Source organism: Rheinheimera maricola (assembly GCF_016918075.2).
Lineage (GTDB): Bacteria > Pseudomonadota > Gammaproteobacteria > Enterobacterales > Alteromonadaceae > Alishewanella > Alishewanella maricola_A.
Genome location: NZ_JAERPS020000001.1, coordinates 714,808 through 733,808 on the forward strand (window position 1 = coordinate 714,808; position 19,001 = coordinate 733,808).

A 19,001-nucleotide genomic window follows, 5' to 3' on the forward strand; every position below is an offset into this window, starting at 1 on the left:
TAAGTTGTTATACAACACGAACTATTGCCTTTCCGATGTTTTGTCCTTCAAATAATCCAGCCAATGTATCGGGCAGATATTCAAAACCATTGACTTCAGTGGTTCTAAACTGTATTTCACCAGCTTTGACCCAAGGGGCAACATGCTCGATCATTTCTGCCATGCGGTGAGTAAAATCACGTGCCAATATTCCATGTACAGAAGCTCGTTTATACAAAAGCTGATGTAAAAAGCGGGGACTCATTTCCGGGGTGTCCAGGCCGCCGTTGTATTGTGAAATTTGGCCGCAGACAACAACACGGGCTCTCAGATTCAGACTGGTCAATGCTGCATCTGATACCATACCTCCGACATTATCAAAATACACGTCAATACCACCCAGCTCCAGAAGTTTAGTTTGCAATTGAGGCGCAGAAGAAAAGGCCTTATAGTTTAGTGCTTCAACGACACCCAATGTTTTTAACCATTCACATTTTTCCTCAGAGCCTGCAATAGCAACCACACGGCATCCAGCTTTTATAGCAAACTGAGTTACGAGCGAGCCAACGGCGCCGGCTGCACCAGATACGAGTACAGTTTCACCGGGTTTGGGTTTGCCAGCTTCCATTAATCCAAACCAGGCAGTTCTGCCCGGCATACCCAGGATTCCCAATGCAGTTTTTACATCAGCTTGCTCGGGATCGAGAGTTTGTATTTCATTGCCGTGCACAATCGCATGAGTTTGCCAGCCGGTATATCCGGTTACCCAGTCTCCGGGTTGGAAGTTGCTATTGTTTGATTCAAGTACTTTAGCTACAACCGCAGCACCCTGCACAGTGTTTAAAGGGTGAGGTGGTTCCCATGAGTGTGTTGCTGCTTGCTGGATCCGCATGTAAGGGTCAACAGAAATGTATTCGGATTTTATCAGCACCTCATTTTTTGACAGTTGAGGACTAAAATCAGACTCTCTTAGTTCATAGTGCTCCCTGTCTACAATTCCTTTAGGTCGTTTTACGTAAAACCATTGCTTCAATTGATAACAGCGCATTTCAATCATACCTCTTGTATTTGATGGGTGAAATTGTTGCATGTCATTTATGTCCTGATAAGCTACAATTTTTCCATGAATAATTCCAATTTGGAAATGAAAGGTTGAATATGGATACCGAAGATTTAAAGAAATTTCTAATTGTTGCTGATACGTCAAATTTACAAATTGCATCTGAACAACTCAACATTACACCAGGAGCGCTTTCAAAAACTATTAAGCGCATCGAAAGTAAGCTCAGCATTCAACTTTTTGACCACATTGGCCGAAACATTCGGCTCAATCAACACGGTGAGAAATTCCGTCACTATGCATCACATTTGGTGCATGAAGCAGAGCAAGCAATTAGTGAGTTTAGTGGCGATAGGAACAAAATATTGGTGAAGATGGCCGGGCCTTCGTTGTTACTACAGCACTATATTCCCAAACTCACTCGTGGGTTAAACAAAGAACATTATGATTACAGTTTAGAGTCGGTCTGGGAAGGCCGTGCCATTGTGCAGGTAAATACGGGGCAGGCACATTTTGCTTTGGTTACCCGGTTTGCACTTGAAGAAAGCTCCTACGGTGAAGACTTTGCGAGTATTCATCTGGGCACATCTGTGTTTAAAGTCGTGGCAGCAGTTCAGCACCCTTTATTTAAACGCTTTCCCGATGGAAAGGTCACTATTGATCAATTGCGTGACTTCGGTTTTGCTTGCCCCAGTGTATCTCTGTTTTGTGGTACCAAAAGAGGCGTTGGTTCGGATGGCTGGCGCGATGAAAAAATTCCGCGTACTATCAGCTATAGATGCAGTGAATTTAGCGTTCTAATGTCTGTGGTGAACAATGGGATTGCGCTTGCTTATGTTCCGGACTTTGTTGCTGACAATGCAGGGTTAAAGATTATCGATGTGGTGGGGTGTGAGCACATTTGCCAAGAGCATATAGAACTTATCTACAAACCGAGCCTAGCGGCTGGTTGGTTACACCGATTTACGCGTTCCATCGCGTTTGACGAGCAGTGAGTACGGTTATTCAGTCTTATCTTTGAACTCACACAAATCTTCAATAATACAACTGCCGCATTTAGGTTTACGGGCGGTACACACATAGCGTCCGTGAAGAATTAACCAGTGGTGTATGTCGAGTTTAAACTCGGCGGGCACCACTTTAAGTAGTTTGTGTTCGACTTCGTCGACATTTTTACCCGGCGCCAGTTTAGTGCGGTTGGATACGCGAAAAATATGGGTATCAACGGCAATTGTCGGCCATTTAAAGGCAGTATTAAGCACCACATTAGCGGTTTTACGGCCAACGCCGGGTAGGGCTTCTAAGGCTTCACGATTTTCCGGAACGATGCCGCCGTGTTGTTCAACCAAAATACGGCAGGTTTTTATCACGTTCTCGGCTTTGGTATTAAACAAACCGATGGTTTTAATGTAATGCTTTACGCCGTCAACGCCTAAATCCAGCATTTGCTGCGGCGTTCGGGCAACTGGGAAAAAGTGTTTGGTGGCTTTGTTTACGCCGACATCGGTGGCCTGCGCCGACAATAATACCGCGATGAGCAGCTCAAACGGCGAGCTGTACTCCAGCTCGGTGGTGGGCGTTGGGTTGGCTGCGCGTAGCCGGCTGAGTATTTCTATACGTTTTTGTTTATTCATGCTTTGTCCGGCAGCTTATTGTGCCGCGCCGGTAACCCGGGCGCGGGCGATACTGCCTTTTTCAACAGCCTGTTTTTGTTTAATTTTATTATCAATAACGTTTTTCAGCGCAATTAATAAGCCCATACCAAGAAACGCTCCCGGTGGCAGCATGGCGAGTAAAAAGTGACTGTCGACAGTGAATAACTCAATGCGCAGTGCTTTGGCCCAATCACCGAGTAGTAAATCGGCACCGTCGAACAAAGTGCCCTGGCCAAGTATTTCCCGCATGGCGCCCAGCACCAGCAGCACCAGCAGAAACCCCAGACCCATCATAATGGCGTCGATCGCAGAGGGCAGTACGGCATTTTTAGAGGCAAAGGCTTCAGCCCGGCCAATAATTGCGCAGTTGGTGACAATTAACGGAATAAAAATACCCAGTGACAGATACAAATCATAGGTATAGGCATTCATTAGCAATTCTACTGCGGTAACCAGGCTGGCGATAATCAACACAAACACCGGAATGCGTATTTCGTTGGCAACATGGTTGCGCACTAAGGATACCGCGACATTTGAGCCCAGCAGTACCAGTAGCGTAGCCAAGCCCAGGCCCAGCGCATTGGTTACGGTAGCGGTTACCGCCAGCAGCGGGCACAAACCCAGTAATTGCACCAGGCCGGGGTTGTTTTTCCACAGGCCCTGGATAGTTAATTCTTTAACCTGACTCATCGTATTTCGGCTCCCGCAGGTGGGCAATTAGCTGTTTGCGTTGCCAATTCTGGATGCCGCTGCACAAACAGTACCGCGTTTCGCACGGCATTAACTACCGCTCTTGGTGTAATCGTCGCGCCGGTAAACTGGTCAAAGTCGCCGCCGTCTTTTCGCACCGCCCATTTATCGGCATTGTTAGCGGTTACCACTTTACCGCTAAAGCTAAAAATCCATGATGAGCGCCGCGCTTCAATTTTATCACCCAGGCCAGGTGTTTCTTTATGCGCCAGCACGCGGCTGCCTAGTACTGTGCCATCGGGCGTCAGTGCAACTATTAAATCTATATTACCGCTGTAACCATCCGGTGCGGTGGTCTCAATAATATAGGCACTTAGCTCGCCATCCTGGCGCCAACGATACAACGTCTGGGCCGTAGTTCTGCCAAGGAGCACCGGGTCCGTCACTTGCAGGCAATCTTGCAGCAAAGCCTGGCCGACATCAACGTTGGGTAATACCTCAGATAGGATCGCCAGCTTGGCAGCCAAGCGCTGTTCGTTTATCCGCGGAGCGGTTTGCTGATTAACCAAGCTTAGAACTGCTACGCACAGCGCGGCAACCGTGGCCAGAGCAATAGCATTTTTGCTGATAGCGCGGATCATTTCAGTTCACTCCGGGCGCGATGGCCATAAGTGCGTGGCCGGGTGTAGTAATCAATCAGCGGTACCGTCATATTGGCCAGCAAGATGGCAAAAGCATAAGCGTCAGGATAACCACCAAAATTACGGATTAAAAACACTAGCATACCAATCAGGGCACCATAGTATAAGCGGCCTTTATCGGTGGTAGAGGCAGAGACCGGATCGGTAGCAATAAAAAATGCAGCCAACATAGTGCCGCCACTAAACAGGTGAAACAGCGGGCCGGCAAAGGTGTCGGATGAAGCCAGACTTGACACTGCAGCCAACACAAATAGGCTGCCAAGCACTGCAACCGGAATACGCCAGCTAATAATTTTTTGCTGTATTAACAATAACCCGCCAGCCAGATAGGCCAGATTCAACCACAACCAGCCGGTGCCGGCAAAGGCAAAAAACACCGGGCGTTGCCAGCTTTCGTCTAAGGTTAAGCCGCGGTTGAGGTCGGTGCGTAAAGTATCCAACGGAGTGGCCATGCTAATACCGTCAATACCGCTTTGTAGTTGCGACAGGCTAAAACCGCTGCAGCTAAATTGGCTAAAAATACTGCACACTGCATCCAGTGGTGTCAGGCTGATACTTTGTAACGATAGCGGTGGTAGCCATTGCGTCATTTGTAGTGGAAATGACACTAAAAGCAGCACGTAGGCTGCCATTGCCGGGTTGAATATATTGTTACCCAAGCCACCGTATAGCTGTTTTACCATTATGATGGCAAAAGCCGTGCCTATTACAATAAGCCACCAGGGCGCATAGGGTGGGATAGCAATCGCTAGCAGCACTGCGGTGAGTAAAGCACTGTTATCTTTAAGTCTGGCTAACACCGGTTTATTACGCAGTCGTAATATCAGCGCTTCGCTACACCAGGCAGTAATAATGGCCAGCGCTAACTGAATGATAACGCCATAACCAAACATTACCGCTTGCAGAATTATGCCTGGCAGGCAGGCCAGTGTGACCAGGCGCATAATTTGCGCCGTGCTACGTTGATTATGCTGGTGTGGCGAACTGGCGATTTTAAAACTCATGAGTTCTCACTATCGGCTTGTTTTTTTGCTTTGGCACGGGCAATTGCTGCGGCGATGGCAGCTTTACGTGGATCTGGCTCAGTCACCGTATTAATTGCGGCATTGTTGTTATTAGCTTGGGCGGGCTCAGTCGGTGTCTGCACTTGTTGCTGCTGCCTGGCTTTAGCCCTGGCTAATGCGGCAGCAACGGCTGCTTTACGTGGATCAGGTGCGATAGTATCGGCGCTAGTAACCGGGGTTGCCGGACTAGTAGTTACAGCAAGCGCTACTGAATTTTCAGTCACTTCGACAGCAGTATCGGTAATGATGTCAGTACTGATACCAGTATTGGCCTGTGCTGCTTTTTTGGCTTTGGCTCTGGCCAGCGCCGCAGCAACGGAGGCGGCTTTGCTATTGACAGCAGGGCTGCTGTTATCTGCGTTATCAGCAGCTGGCGCTATGGTTTGGGATGCATCAGCTTTATCTTGTTGATAGGCTCGTGCCTGCTGTTTTTTCAGTTCGCGCTGTGCCTGCACTTGCATTTTATCGCTGGGTTCTGTCGAGAGGCTTTGCGCCTGTTTGGCTTTAATTCGTGCCAATGCGTCGGCTACGGTGCTATCGGCACCACTGGCTTGCTGCTGTTGCTTACGTGTCGCAGCAAGTTGCTGATTGCGCTCGGCGCGCTGTTGTTTTTCCTGCTCCAGCCGGGCGTTACGTGCTTCAAAACGAGCCTTGGCTTGCTCGGCTTTTAACGCTTCATGCTGTTGCTCTCGAATTTCAGCTTTAGCAACCCGATAATACTGCACCAACGGAATTTCGCTGGGGCATACATAGGCACAGGCACCACATTCAATGCAGTCGGCCAGATTATATTCTTGCAGCTTGGTGCTGTCTTTGGCTTTGCTGTACCAAAGCAATTGTTGCGGCAATAAGCTTGCGGGGCAAGCGTCGGCACAGCTACTGCAGCGAATACACTCAATTTCATTATTGGCAGCAGGTAATTCGGTTGCTGTGGGTGCCAAAATACAGTTGGTGGTTTTAACCACCGGCACTGACAAGTCCGGCAGTGTAAAGCCCATCATTGGGCCACCCATGATGACGCGCTGCTGTGCTTCAGGTTGAAAGCCACAGGCATCTAGTAACGCCGATACCGGTGTGCCAAGCAAAGCCAGCATGTTTTGTGGCTGGTTTAAGGTGTCACCTGTTACGGTAACTATTCGGGATATCAGAGGATGATCATCCAGTACCGCCTGAGCAACGGCAAATGCGGTGCCAACGTTTTGCATGACAATACCAATATCTACCGGACGCCGGCCATTTGGTACTTCTTTATTGGTTAGCAGCTGAATAAGCTGTTTCTCACCACCAGAGGGATATTTGCTTGGTACGCTACGGACGTAATAATGCTCACGCTGATTACATGCCGCCATCATGGCCGCAGTGGCAATGGGCTTATCGTCTTCAATGCCAATTAATACCGCTTTTGGCGCTAGCAGCCGGCAAAGAATATCAATACCTTTGACAATGGTTGTAGCCGCTTCCTGCATTAACAGGTCATCGGCACTAATATAAGGCTCGCACTCAACAGCATTAATAATAAGATAATCTACTGGTTGGGTCATACCGACTTTTAAATGCGTGGGAAAACCGGCGCCGCCCATGCCAGCAATGCCGCTTTCCTGTATGCGGTTTAGCAAGGTCAAATTGTCGCAAGTCGCAAAATTTAATGGCTCACGAATTCGCCACTCGTCCTGACCATCGGGTTCTAGTGTGAGTGTCAGCTCTGGCATAGCAGAAGGGTGCGGACTAGTGTGTGGGGCTATGTTTACTACAATACCAGAGGTTGGGGCGTGCACCGGCACTGCCATCGAGTTATCGGCTGCTGTCAGCGGCTGGCCTTTTAAAACTCGGTCACCCGTGCGTACTAATAACACACCGGCAACACCGATATGTTGGCGCAACGGGATGTAAAGCCGATCCGGCAATGGCATTACTGCAATAGGTTTTTGGCTGCTCTGCTGTTTTCGGGTTGGCGGGTGAATACCGCCATGAAAATCCCACACTTTGCCGGCCTGAATTTGCTGAAATAAACTCGGCATCTCTGTTACTCCACAATTCGAACAGGGATGGCGGCCAAATCCCACTTCCAGCGCCCAATGGTAGGCGCAAGTGGCACCATGTCAATACAATCTACCGGGCACGGCTCGACACATAGATCGCAACCGGTGCACTCATCTATTAACACGGTGTGCATTAATTTAGACGCACCAACAATGGCATCTACCGGACAAGCTTGAATGCATTTGGTACAGCCTATACATTCGTCTTCACGAATGTAGGCTACACGTTTTACGGCTTCGGTTTGGGCTTCGTTCAATGGTTTGGCCTCAACCCCCATTAAATCGGCCAATTTACGAATGGTACTTTCGCCCCCTGGCGGGCACTTGTTAATATCATCGCCATTGGCAATCGCCTCTGCGTATGGCCGGCAACCAGGATAGCCACACTGGCCGCATTGAGTTTGCGGCAAGATATCATCTATTTGCTCAACCAAGGGATCGCTTTCAACTTTAAAGCGAATCGCGGCATAACCCAGCACTGCGCCAAAAAGCAGTGCCATTCCACCAAGGGCAATAAGGGCCGTCATTAACGTCATCAGACTTTCACCAAACCGGTAAAGCCCATAAAGGCCAGCGACATTAAACCTGCGGTGATCATTGCTATGGCGGCACCTTTGAATGGCAAGGGCACATCGGCGGCGGCTAATCGCTCTCGCATGGCCGCAAACAGGATCAGCACCAGTGAGAAGCCAACAGCGGCGCCAAAACCATATACCACTGAATTAATAAAATTGTGTCGGGCATTAACATTAAGCAGTGCTACACCCAGTACGGCACAGTTTGTGGTAATGAGCGGCAGAAAAATGCCCAGTAGGCGGTACAAAGTCGGGCTGGTTTTGTGCACTACCATTTCAGTGAACTGTACCACAACAGCAATCACCAGAATAAACGCCAGCGTGCGCAAATAAAGCAAATCGAGTGGCGCGAGCACGTAGTGATCGACCAAATAGCTACACAACGACGCCAGTGTTAATACGAAAGTGGTCGCCAGTGACATGCCAATCGCTGTTTCCAGCTTGCCCGATACGCCCATAAAAGGGCAAAGGCCAAGAAACTTTACCAGCACAAAGTTATTTACCAGTACAGTACTGATTAACAACAGCAGAAATTCAGTCATCGTTTCGCTCAGGCAAAAATCAGGGGCGTATTATGCAATTAAGCGGCCTTTGACACAACCGGACAAAGCGTAGGGGCTTAGCGGCAATGTTAACTTAGATTGCCGCTTAGATGCGTCAGATGGGGGCAGGCTTACCAATGTAATAACCCTGATTCCCATCGATAAACAATGATTCTAACATGTGCTTTTCTTCTTGGGTTTCTACACTCTCTGCAAACACACCTACCCCGATACGATGTGCGAGATCAATCATTAGTCGCATGAAATATTGGTTGTTTTTGTCATCATTGATATGGCGGGTATAGCTACCATCCATTTTAACGAAGTCGGGTTTCAGATCGCGGAAAAACTTAAATGAGGTAATACCGACACCAAATTTTTCAACTGTTATACGTGCACCGGCACGATGCACCATATCGATAAAGCGTTTACTGGTTTTCAAATTTTGCTGTAAACCAAACTCGGTTACTTCAAATACCAATTTTGCAGCGATATGGGCATCTTTTAATAACCGCCGTTCCAGCCAGATCATAAACTGGTCATCATGCACACAACGGGCAGATAAGTTTAAGCCGAAGTACTGATCTTGCAGGTTCTTATTTTTGATAGTGGTTAATGCGGCTTCAATAATAAGCCGGTCTACTTGAACAATACGGTCTAGTTTTTCTGCCATAGCTAAGAACGACGCTGTGGGTAAAACCTGCTCTTCTTGCGTTTTAAAGCGTACAAGAATCTCTGAGTAGGCTTTTGCAGAACGGTTTGAAGGTTGGATCAGTTGCACCAGTAAACTAATACGGTGATTGGTTAGTACATCATCAATAACGTTGCGCCAATTTTGGTTGCCATAACCGCCACTGGCCATTTCCAAACCCGCTGATTCTTTCTGCAAATGCCAGGCATTAGGTTGTTTTGTCTGCGCCAGGCTGATAGAGGTATCCGCAATAGCAAGTAATTCCCCCAGTGCTTTTCCAGCCTCGTAAGTGACCAGGCCAGTATAGGCTACGGAGTCAAGCTCAGATATTTTTTGGTATTCGTTCAGCTTGCTTTGTAACTGCAGGGCAAAGTTTTCCGCTTCTTTGGGCGTAACCCTGGGCAATAAAATGCCAAAATCTGAGCTGTTCAGTCGGTAAACCATATTATCTTTATAGGTGTCAGATAATTTCTTAACAATATTCGCCACTTCGCGAATGTAATTGTCGCCTTCCTGATAACCACGTGTTTGATTTAATGTTTGCAGTTCAGTGCAGCGGGTGATTGCAAACACACCAAACTCATTTTGCTCGTTTAGGCGGATATTGTCTTCATAATGCTGCACAAAACGGTTTCGATTAGGTAGCTCTGTTACCGGGTCTTTATATGCTTCTTCAGCAATTTGGTGGGCGTTGTTGGCCATTTCGTTATATTGGCTACGGGTATAGTTAGCCAACTTTTGCAGCGAGACATTAATATCGGCAAATTCGGTAGGGATTTTTTGCCAGTCAGGCTCGGCTTTTTGTGGGTCTTTGATAAACCGATCTATAAGCTCGTTTACTGCATTAGTAGTGCGCCTGTAGTTGCGGCTAATACTACTTTTACTTAGCACTATAGGTAACCAGCCAATCACTAAGGGTAGCAGCATCAAGATCAGCACTAATTGCTGAAAGTCAGCCAGGGGTTCGCTAAAATCCAGCTGATAAATAATCTGAATATTTTGATCCTGATTGCGCACAGTTCGGGTGGTAAATTTGCTGCCAAATAGTTCAAGTATCATGGTAGCAAAGGCTGCACCATTTTTATTTTTGTTTTGTTCATGCAAAATAGTGCCGTCGAGCTGGCTGATACGTAAATTTTGTAATGCAAAACTACGGTCGAGTTGGCGACTAAGAATTTTGCCGTCACCGGTAAGCTGATAGCTAAGTATTTGTTCAATGCTAACCGAAGCTTGTTTTTGGCTTCGTTCTAGCTGTTGTTGGGTATATAAAGATAAGCTCACTACCGCGACGGTAGCAATTATAACGGCTGCTAGCAGTTGGCTAATCAGCAAAGTGCGGAATATTCTCATAAGCAGTGACCACCAGATATAACCAGTTTCCTTGTCCTAACGCTTAATATAGTTTTAGGCACGCGCAATAGAAAGCTAATTAAATCAAAAAAATAGTGATAAATACACAATTAACGATAGATATACGAAAAAAAGCGAGGTATGGATGGCTCCCCAGACTGGACTCGAACCAGTGACCTACGGATTAACAGTCCGCCGCTCTAACCAACTGAGCTACTAGGGAATTGTGTAACAAGATAAAGTGGCTCCCCAGACTGGACTCGAACCAGTGACCTACGGATTAACAGTCCGCCGCTCTAACCAACTGAGCTACTAGGGAAGGGTGTAACATGAATTGTCTTATGCTGTTGGCTCCCCAGACTGGACTCGAACCAGTGACCTACGGATTAACAGTCCGCCGCTCTAACCAACTGAGCTACTAGGGAACAGCATTCAACGGGGCGCCATACTAATGCCAGCCATATCGGCTGTCAACACTTTGGCTGGCTGATTTTCACTATCGTTAATCACTTGCGTAATGTTTAGCCAAAGCGGTGATATTAACGCCAGTTCAACGTCGGCGAAAATTCGTTTTGCAATGGCAGTATTTTTCTACAGATACCAGCATACTGGCGTGCTGGCGCGACTTACCCACAGAAGCTGTGGATAAGTCTGTTAGTTGTTGGGGAGTTAACTGGTAGAGGGCTTGAGTTTGTTGACGTTGCCGCACGTCAAGTCAGTTGCGACGAATTTTTATTGTCAATTAAAACAATGCGTTAAGTATTTCAGTATTGTCATATTAGTCGGCTGCAGAATAAAAAGCTGGCATGAGTTAAGCAAGGTCGAATTGTGAACTATTTTACAGCATGCTGCCGGATAATGACGGTAGTTTGCTCAGCAGGCTAACTCCACAGCTGTAAAACTGCCGAAATGACATGGCTGTATCAATAGCTTTTCTCTACAATAGCGCCATGGTCCATATAAGTGGTTATTATGAGTAGTTCTCCCAAAGCAAAACCATCCCTGACAAACGATGAAATTAAGCCCACCTTAATTGCCATGACGTTACCTATGTTGGTTGGCATGATTACGCTAATGACATTCAATTTGGTGGATACATTTTTTATAAGCATGTTGGGTACTGAGCAGCTGGCGGCCATCAGTTTTACCTTTCCTGTGTCTTTTTCATTGATTAGCCTGGCAATAGGCTTAAGCATTGGCACCTCTGCGGTAATTGCCAAGGCTTTGGGTGCAGGTCAGTTAACTGAGGCCCGTACTGATGGTTTGGTGGCGCTGTGCTTATCGGTTGTCATGGTGATTATACTGGCATCAGCGGGGTTCGCGTTCACTGATACCTTGTTCGGTGCTATGGGTGCAACCAGCACAATTTTGCTTTACATTCGCCAATATATGGATATTTGGTTTGCCGGAGCCGTGCTGTTGGTCTTGCCTATGATAGGCAATGCCATTTTGCGCGCGGCTGGTGACACAAAAACACCCAGCATCATTATGGCAGGTTCTGGGCTGGTGAATGCCATATTAGACCCGATATTGATTTTTGGCTGGGGCGGCATCCCGGCGATGGGGATGCAAGGGGCGGCGCTGGCGACATTAATATCCTGGTTATTTGGCTCAGTGCTTATTGTGTATTTATTGGTACGGCGCGACCTAATCAGTACCCGCTGGATCCCAGTACAACAGTTAGTTAAAGTGTGCCGCAAGATCCTGCGAATTGGCTTGCCGGCAGCTGGCGCCAATATGCTTACGCCATTGGCCATGGCAGTGTTAACTGCCATGATGGCAAGCTATGGAGCGGCGGCCGTAGCAGCCTTCGGTGTCGGGGCAAGGTTGGAAAGCATTGCTTGTCTTGTTGTGCTGGCGTTATCGATGACGTTACCGCCATTTGTCAGCCAAAACTTTGGTGCCGGACAATTAAGTCGTGTGCAGCAAGCTTATCGGATGTGTGGATATTTTGTTATGCAGTGGCAATTTGCCGTTTATGTGTTGATGGCCGTGCTGGCGTTGCCATTAGCGCGTCTGTTTAGTGACGAAGCCATGGTAGTTAACATTATTTGTCAGTTTATTTGGATAGTGCCATTGGCCTATGGGCTGCAGGGCATCACTATTTTAACGAATTCTTCTTTTAATGCGCTGCACCGGCCTGCTAGTGCGTTACTGCTAAGTATCATCAGATTATTTGTACTTTATGTGCCGCTGGCCTGGCTGGGCGGTCATTTGTTTGGTATTGCCGGTGTGTTTGTTGGTTGCGTAATAGCAAACGTTATCACAGCAGCAATTGCCTGGAGTTGGTTTAACCAAACAGTGCAACGTGCAGCTGCAATGAATGCCGCGCAGGAGACAATATAATGACCCGTAAGTTTGAGCTGGTATCGCACTACCAACCAGCGGGCGATCAGCCGCAAGCGATAAATAAACTGGTTGAAGGACTGGAATCAGGCCTGGCGCATCAAACGTTATTAGGGGTTACCGGTTCAGGTAAAACCTTTACCATGGCCAATATCATCGCCAGGGTTGATCGGCCAACGCTTATTATGGCGCACAATAAAACACTGGCTGCTCAGTTGTATGGTGAGATGAAGGAATTCTTTCCGCACAACTCGGTAGAGTATTTTGTCTCGTATTACGATTATTATCAGCCAGAGGCCTATGTGCCTTCTACCGACACTTTTATCGAAAAAGATGCGTCGATTAATGAACATATCGAGCAGATGCGCTTATCGGCTACCAAGGCCTTAATGGAGCGTCGCGATGTGGTAATTATTGCGTCTGTATCGGCCATATATGGCTTGGGCGATCCTGAATCTTATATGAAAATGTTGCTGCATTTAAAAGTGGGCGACATTGTTGATCAGCGTTTTATTCTGCGTCGCCTCGCCGAGCTGCAATATAGCCGCAATGACATTGAGTTTCAGCGGGCGACTTACCGCGTGCGTGGCGATGTGATTGATATTTTTCCGGCTGAATCTGAAGATATTGCCGTGCGGATTGAACTGTTTGATGAAGAAATAGAGCGGATCAGTATATTTGACCCGTTAACTGGCGCGGTAGATAAGGTGGTTACGCGCTACACGGTCTACCCGAAAACCCACTATGTTACGCCAAGGGAAAAAATATTGTCGGCAGTGGATGAGATAAAAATAGAGTTAAAACAACGCCGTGAAAATTTGCTGGCCAACAATAAGTTGGTCGAAGAGCAGCGTTTAAGCCAACGCACGCTGTTTGACATTGAAATGATGGTTGAGCTGGGTTACTGCTCTGGCATCGAAAATTATTCACGCTATTTATCTGGCCGCGCCAATGGCGAGCCACCTCCGACATTGCTAGATTACTTTCCGGCTGACGGCTTAATGTTTATTGATGAATCGCACGTGACAGTGTCACAAATTGGTGCCATGTATAAAGGTGACCGTTCACGCAAAGAAAATCTGGTTAATTACGGTTTTCGTCTGCCCTCGGCACTAGATAACCGGCCGCTTAAGTTTGATGAGTTTGAAGCAATAGCACCGCAGCGTATTTACGTTTCGGCAACACCCGCAGCGTATGAGCTGGAACATTCTGCCGGCGAAGTAGTGGAGCAGGTGGTGCGGCCTACCGGGTTGGTTGACCCGGAAATTGAGATCCGTCCGGTAGCTACCCAGGTGGATGATTTATTATCTGAAGCCTTTATCCGTGCCGAAAAACGCGAACGGGTACTGGTAACCACATTAACAAAAAAGATGGCCGAAGATTTAACCGATTATCTGAATGAACACGGCGTAAAAGTGCGTTATTTACACTCAGATATTGATACCGTTGAGCGGATGGAAATTATCCGTGATCTGCGCCTGGGGGTATTTGATGTTCTGGTGGGCATTAACTTGTTAAGAGAGGGGCTGGACATTCCAGAAGTGTCATTAGTGGCGATACTGGATGCTGACAAAGAAGGTTTTTTGCGCTCAGAGCGTTCATTAATTCAAACTATTGGCCGTGCTGCGCGTAATTTGGAGGGCAGGGCGATTTTATATGCTGATCGTATTACCGGCTCAATGCGCCGCGCTATCGACGAAACAGATCGTCGCCGCAGCAAGCAGCAGCAATATAATCTGGAGCACGGTATATCGCCCAAAGCAATTGTTAAGAGAATTGCTGATGTAATGGATCTGGGCCAGGAGAGCAGCCCAGCGCTGCCAATGGTAGCTGAGCGCATACGGCTTATTAAAGGGAAAACACCGTATCAGGTGGAAGCTGAAATTAAGCAACTGGAACAAAAAATGTTACAGCATGCCCGCGATCTAGAGTTTGAACAGGCAGCGAAGCTGCGTGATCAGGTGCATATGTTAAAGCAGGCACTGTTGGAAATTTAGTACTAAGGTTTACCGTTACAATGCTGGCTGTGGTGTTTTTTGCTTTAGCCGTTGAAATAGTTGCTGTTAGCTAACTGATTTTAATGTTAAATAAGACAAACTGGTCAGACTTGGCTAAGCTTAAGCCGCATTATTGTGTGCTTACTGTTTCAGGATAATATTTATGCAACTTTCCCCACTGCTTTTTGCCGCGGCTTTATGCTCAGCGCTAAGTTTAACTGCCTGCTCTAAAGTAGAACCTGACGCTATTACAGCGGCGATACGGCCAGTAAAGCTACACGTCGTAGGAGGTGACGCCGCCTCGGCTGTACGACAGTTTCCTGCCGTAGTGGCCCCGACTGAACGGGCCAGTCTGACATTTCGACTCAGTGGTAAGCTTGTACAGCTTATTGCCCGCCCTGGGCAGACCGTGCAGAAAGGGGAGATGCTGGCGCGGTTGGATGATACCGATTTCAACTTAAAATTGGATCAGGCCAAGGCCCGGTTTGAGCTGGCACAAACTCAGTTTACCCGGGCAGAACAGTTAATTGCGCAAAAGCTGGTATCGCAGGCCGTTTTTGATGAAGCCAAAGCCCAGCTACAGGTAGCCCAGGCTGATTTATCAACCGCTGAAACTGCGCTTAGTTATACCCGATTAGAAGCGCCATTTTCCGGGAATATCTCCCGTTTACTGGTTGAAAACCATGAAAATGTCGCAGCACAGCAAGCCATTATGGAGTTGCAGGTGCGAGATCAGGTAGATGTCGTGATCCAGGTGCCGGAAGATGTGATTTCCAACGTGCGCAAAGACTTTAATTATCAGCCTGAAGTGGTGTTCGACTCGCATCCGCAGTATCGCTATCGTGCCCGAATTCGGGAATGGGACACTCAGGCCGACCCGGCTACTAATAGTTTTAAAGTGGTGTTTACGATGCCGACACCAACAGAATTTAATGTGTTGTCGGGTATGACGGCCAACGTGATAGCAGAGATAAATAAAATCAGTACGGCTTATGTTGATGCTTTATTTATCCCGTCCAGCGCTATTTTTATGCCATCGGACGTCGAGTTGGAGACGCAGCAAAGTTTCGTATGGGTATTCGATGCTACCAGCGGTAAGGTTAGTAAGAGGCAGGTGCAGCTAAACAGTTTGACCAGTGCTGGTGCGGCGGTGGTGTCTGGTTTGAGTGTAGGCGAGACAATTGTTAGTGCTGGGGTGCAACAATTGACAGAGGGGCAACAAGTAAGGCCCTGGGTGCGTGAGCGGGGGCTGTGAGTATGGATCTAGCGCGTTATTTTATCCGCTACCGCACCTCTTCCTGGTTGTTTGCTGCCATCCTGCTGTTTGGCGGCATAGTATCTTATCTTGGGCTGGGCCGTTTGGAAGACCCTCAGTTTACCCTAAAACAAGCTTTGATTATTACTCAATACCCTGGCGCTTCACCGACCCAGGTAGAAGAGGAAGTTACCTATCTGCTGGAAAATGCTATCCAGCAATTACCTTATGTTAATCATGTTACCTCGGTGTCTACGGCAGGATTGTCGCAGCTGATGGTAGAAATGAAAGATACCTACCGGGCTAAAGCGCTAAAACAAATTTGGGATGAGCTGCGCCACAAAGTAAACGATTTACAACCGCAATTACCACCTGGCGTAAAAGCGCCACAGGTGAAGGATGACTTTGGTGATGTGTATGGCATTTTGTATGCCGTCACAGGTGATGGATATAGTGATGACGAACTGCGCGATTACGTCGACTTCTTACGCCGTGAGCTAGTGCTTGTGCCCAGTGTTGGTAAGGTTGCCGTTGGAGGTGTGCAACAAGAGCAGGTTATTGTTGAAATTTCACGCCCCAGAATGAGTGCGCTGGGTATTGCGCCACAAACATTATCAGCACTATTGCAGAGCCAGAACATGGTAGGCAATGCCGGTTCAATTAAAGTTGGGCCTGATCGGCTGCGTATTTATCCAACGGGTGAGTTTCAGTCGGTATCTGAACTGGAAAACCTGATTATTTCCAGCCCTGATTCAAAAGAGCTGATTTACCTTGGCGATGTTGCCCGCGTATACCGTGAAAACGCTGAAGTACCATCGCAGCTGATCCATTTTGCCGGCCAGCATGCTTTGACATTAGGTGTCTCTTTTTCCAGCGGTGTTAATGTGGTAGACGCCGGTAGGCAAATTGAGCAGCGTTTAGCAGAACTGGAGTATAACAAGCCGGTTGGTATTGAACTGAATACTATTTATAACCAACCGAATGAAGTGGCCAGTTCGGTGAGTGGTTTTATCGTTAACCTGGCAGAGGCTGTAGCCATTGTTATCGTAGTGTTGCTAATTTTTATGGGGTTGAAGAGCGGTATTTTAATTGGTTTGATTTTACTGCTCACGGTGCTTGGCACCTTTATTTTTATGCAGCAAATGCAAATTGAGCTGCAGCGGGTCTCATTGGGTGCGCTGATCATTGCACTGGGTATGCTGGTGGATAACGCCATAGTGATTACCGAAGGCATTTTAATTGGTATGCAACGCCGACTGAAACTGGCAGATGCCGCTAGCCTTATTGTTAAGCAAACCCAATGGCCTTTGCTGGGTGCTACTGTCATTGCCATTGCTGCCTTTGCGCCAATTGGCTTATCAAGTGATGCCACCGGCGAGTTTGCCGGTAGCCTGTTTTGGGTGTTGTTGGTGTCTTTGCTGCTGAGCTGGGTAACGGCAATTACGTTAACGCCATTTTTTGCCAGTATGCTATTTAAGGATAAAACCCCCGGCGATAGCGGCGCAGAGGAAGCTTTGTATCAGGGCGTAGTATTTAATGCCTACCGCAAAGTTCTTAGCCTGGCATTAGCACATCGCGCGCTCACTTATACCTTAACGTTGGTGTTGCTTGTTGTGGCTATGGTTGGCTTTGGCAAGGTGAAACAAGTATTTTTCCCACCTTCAAACACTCCCATTTTTCTGGTTGATTTATGGCAACCTGAGGGTACTGACATCCGCCACTCTGCTGAGGATGCAGTCAGCCTGATGAACTATTTATCAACGCTGGAAGGTGTAAGTCATGTCACGGGTACCAGTGGTCGTGGCGTAGAAAGGTTTATGTTGACCTACCAACCAGAGAAAAATTTTGCAGCCTATAGCCAACTGATAGTGCGGGCAGAGCAGCGCGAGCAGTTGCCACAGTTGATGCAACACACCCGGCAGTTTATCACCGAGCAGTTACCCCGGTTGCAATATAAGTTACTGCGCTTAGAAGTTGGTCCATCAACACCGGCGAAGATCGAAGCCCGTTTTAGCGGCGCCGATCCAGATGTGCTGCGTTTGTTAGCCGAGCAGGCTAAGGCAGCACTGCTGGCAGATGGCAGGGCGGTTAGCATTCGGGATAACTGGCGCGAACGCACTAAAGTTATCCGGCCACGATTTAATGAGGCGATGGCGCGCCGCGCCGGTATCAGCAAGCAGGATATTGATGAGGTGCTTTTAAGCAGTATGTCAGGGCGCACAGTGGGTATTTACCGTGATGGTACGCATCTGCTGCCGATTGTGGCACGCTCGCCACTAGCTGAGCGTGACAACCTGGATGCATTGTATGATCTGCAGGTATACAGCAATAAGTTGCAGCGTTATGTCCCTATAACTCAGGTTGTTACTGGCTTTGATCTTGTCTGGGAGGATGCCCAGATTCAGCGCCGAGACCGCAAAAGAACCATTACCGTAATGGCAGATCATGATAATTTATCCGCCGATACCGCCTCGGCATTGCATGCTAGGGTAAAAGCAGATATTGAATCTATAACGTTGCCTACCGGTTACTTTTTGACATGGGGCGGCGAGTATGAAGCGCAGCAAAAGGCACAAAAAGCCTTATTTAGCTCGTTACCACTGGGCTATTTAATGATGTTTATTATTACGGTATTACTGTTTAATTCGCTGCGCAGTGCGTTAGTGATTTGGGCATGTGTGCCATTGGCTATTATCGGCGTAAGTTTCGGTTTACTGCTGCTTGGCGCACCTTTTGGTTTTATCGCTTTGTTAGGTTTTTTGAGTCTGTCAGGCATGCTAATAAAAAATTGTATTGTGCTGGTAGAACAAATTAAGCTTGAGTTAGAGCAGGGTAAAGCGGCATCCACTGCGGTATTTGATAGTGCCGTTAGCAGGGTAAGACCCGTATCGATGGCCGCCATTACCACCATTTTGGGCATGATCCCATTATTAGGGGATGACTTTTTTGCTAGTCTGGCAGTGGTCATTATGTTTGGTTTAGGTTTTGCAACTGTGTTAACGCTGCTATTTTTACCGGTGTTGTACTGCAGTGTATTTAAAATAAAAACCGTTTAAG

At 47.5% G+C, this 19,001-nt stretch carries 14 protein-coding genes and 3 tRNA genes; 5 read left to right on the top strand and 12 right to left on the bottom strand.

Annotation, left to right across the window (positions count from 1 at the left end; translation table 11 throughout):
- Nucleotides 1-7: 7 nt before the first annotated feature.
- Nucleotides 8-1,069: an NADP-dependent oxidoreductase gene (locus I4W93_RS03240; RefSeq protein WP_205309867.1), complete on the bottom strand. Its 1,062-nt coding sequence runs from the start codon at nucleotides 1,067-1,069 to the stop codon at nucleotides 8-10.
- Nucleotides 1,070-1,137: 68 nt separating this feature from the next.
- On the opposite strand from I4W93_RS03240, the gene I4W93_RS03245 reads away from it, so the two are divergent.
- Nucleotides 1,138-2,034: a LysR family transcriptional regulator gene (locus I4W93_RS03245; protein WP_205309866.1), complete on the top strand. Its 897-nt coding sequence runs from the start codon at nucleotides 1,138-1,140 to the stop codon at nucleotides 2,032-2,034.
- A gap of 6 nt (nucleotides 2,035-2,040) precedes the next feature.
- Here I4W93_RS03245 and nth read toward each other — a convergent pair whose 3' ends face one another.
- The 11 genes from nth to I4W93_RS03300 form a co-directional block, all read right to left on the bottom strand.
- Nucleotides 2,041-2,673 (bottom strand): endonuclease III, encoded by a 633-nt coding sequence (nth, locus tag I4W93_RS03250; RefSeq protein ID WP_205309865.1) that lies wholly within the window; start codon nucleotides 2,671-2,673, stop codon nucleotides 2,041-2,043.
- 15 nt (nucleotides 2,674-2,688) lie between these two features.
- Entirely contained in the window at nucleotides 2,689-3,384 is a 696-nt protein-coding gene (locus tag I4W93_RS03255; RefSeq protein WP_205309864.1) for an electron transport complex subunit E, read from the bottom strand.
- Entirely contained in the window at nucleotides 3,381-4,025 is a 645-nt protein-coding gene (gene rsxG / locus I4W93_RS03260; protein WP_205309863.1) for an electron transport complex subunit RsxG, read from the bottom strand. The genes I4W93_RS03255 and rsxG overlap by 4 nt, the downstream gene beginning before the upstream one ends.
- A complete protein-coding gene (gene rsxD, locus I4W93_RS03265) occupies nucleotides 4,022-5,089 on the bottom strand; it encodes an electron transport complex subunit RsxD (protein ID WP_205309862.1) in 1,068 nt (355 codons plus the stop codon). The genes rsxG and rsxD overlap by 4 nt, the downstream gene beginning before the upstream one ends.
- Nucleotides 5,086-7,167, bottom strand: coding sequence for an electron transport complex subunit RsxC (rsxC, locus tag I4W93_RS03270; RefSeq protein WP_205309861.1), 2,082 nt, complete (start codon nucleotides 7,165-7,167; stop codon nucleotides 5,086-5,088). Before rsxC ends, rsxD begins: the two co-directional genes overlap by 4 nt.
- A gap of 5 nt (nucleotides 7,168-7,172) precedes the next feature.
- The gene (gene rsxB, locus I4W93_RS03275) at nucleotides 7,173-7,724 is read right to left on the bottom strand and encodes an electron transport complex subunit RsxB (RefSeq protein ID WP_205309860.1); all 552 of its coding nucleotides are present in this window, start codon (nucleotides 7,722-7,724) and stop codon (nucleotides 7,173-7,175) included.
- Nucleotides 7,724-8,305 (bottom strand): electron transport complex subunit RsxA, encoded by a 582-nt coding sequence (gene rsxA / locus I4W93_RS03280; protein WP_205309859.1) that lies wholly within the window; start codon nucleotides 8,303-8,305, stop codon nucleotides 7,724-7,726. The genes rsxB and rsxA overlap by 1 nt, the downstream gene beginning before the upstream one ends.
- Nucleotides 8,306-8,420: 115 nt before the next feature.
- Nucleotides 8,421-10,346 carry an EAL domain-containing protein gene (locus I4W93_RS03285; protein ID WP_205309858.1) on the bottom strand — a complete coding sequence of 642 codons (1,926 nt, stop codon included), beginning with the start codon at nucleotides 10,344-10,346 and terminating at the stop codon, nucleotides 8,421-8,423.
- 146 nt (nucleotides 10,347-10,492) lie between these two features.
- Nucleotides 10,493-10,569, bottom strand: a tRNA-Asn gene (locus I4W93_RS03290).
- Nucleotides 10,570-10,588: 19 nt separating this feature from the next.
- Nucleotides 10,589-10,665, bottom strand: a tRNA-Asn gene (locus tag I4W93_RS03295).
- Between the two features lie 29 nt (nucleotides 10,666-10,694).
- Nucleotides 10,695-10,771: transfer RNA gene (locus tag I4W93_RS03300), tRNA-Asn, on the bottom strand.
- 547 nt (nucleotides 10,772-11,318) lie between these two features.
- Between I4W93_RS03300 and I4W93_RS03305 the strand changes: the two genes are divergently transcribed.
- From I4W93_RS03305 to I4W93_RS03320, 4 genes are all read left to right on the top strand, one after another.
- Nucleotides 11,319-12,692, top strand: a complete 1,374-nt coding sequence (locus tag I4W93_RS03305; RefSeq protein ID WP_205310788.1) for an MATE family efflux transporter — start codon at nucleotides 11,319-11,321, stop codon at nucleotides 12,690-12,692.
- Nucleotides 12,692-14,689, top strand: a complete 1,998-nt coding sequence (gene uvrB, locus I4W93_RS03310) for an excinuclease ABC subunit UvrB (protein WP_205310787.1) — start codon at nucleotides 12,692-12,694, stop codon at nucleotides 14,687-14,689. The genes I4W93_RS03305 and uvrB overlap by 1 nt, the downstream gene beginning before the upstream one ends.
- A gap of 163 nt (nucleotides 14,690-14,852) precedes the next feature.
- Nucleotides 14,853-15,944 (top strand): efflux RND transporter periplasmic adaptor subunit, encoded by a 1,092-nt coding sequence (locus tag I4W93_RS03315; protein WP_205310786.1) that lies wholly within the window; start codon nucleotides 14,853-14,855, stop codon nucleotides 15,942-15,944.
- Nucleotides 15,945-15,946: 2 nt separating this feature from the next.
- Nucleotides 15,947-19,000 (top strand): efflux RND transporter permease subunit, encoded by a 3,054-nt coding sequence (locus I4W93_RS03320; RefSeq protein ID WP_205310811.1) that lies wholly within the window; start codon nucleotides 15,947-15,949, stop codon nucleotides 18,998-19,000.
- Nucleotide 19,001 lies beyond the last annotated feature (1 nt).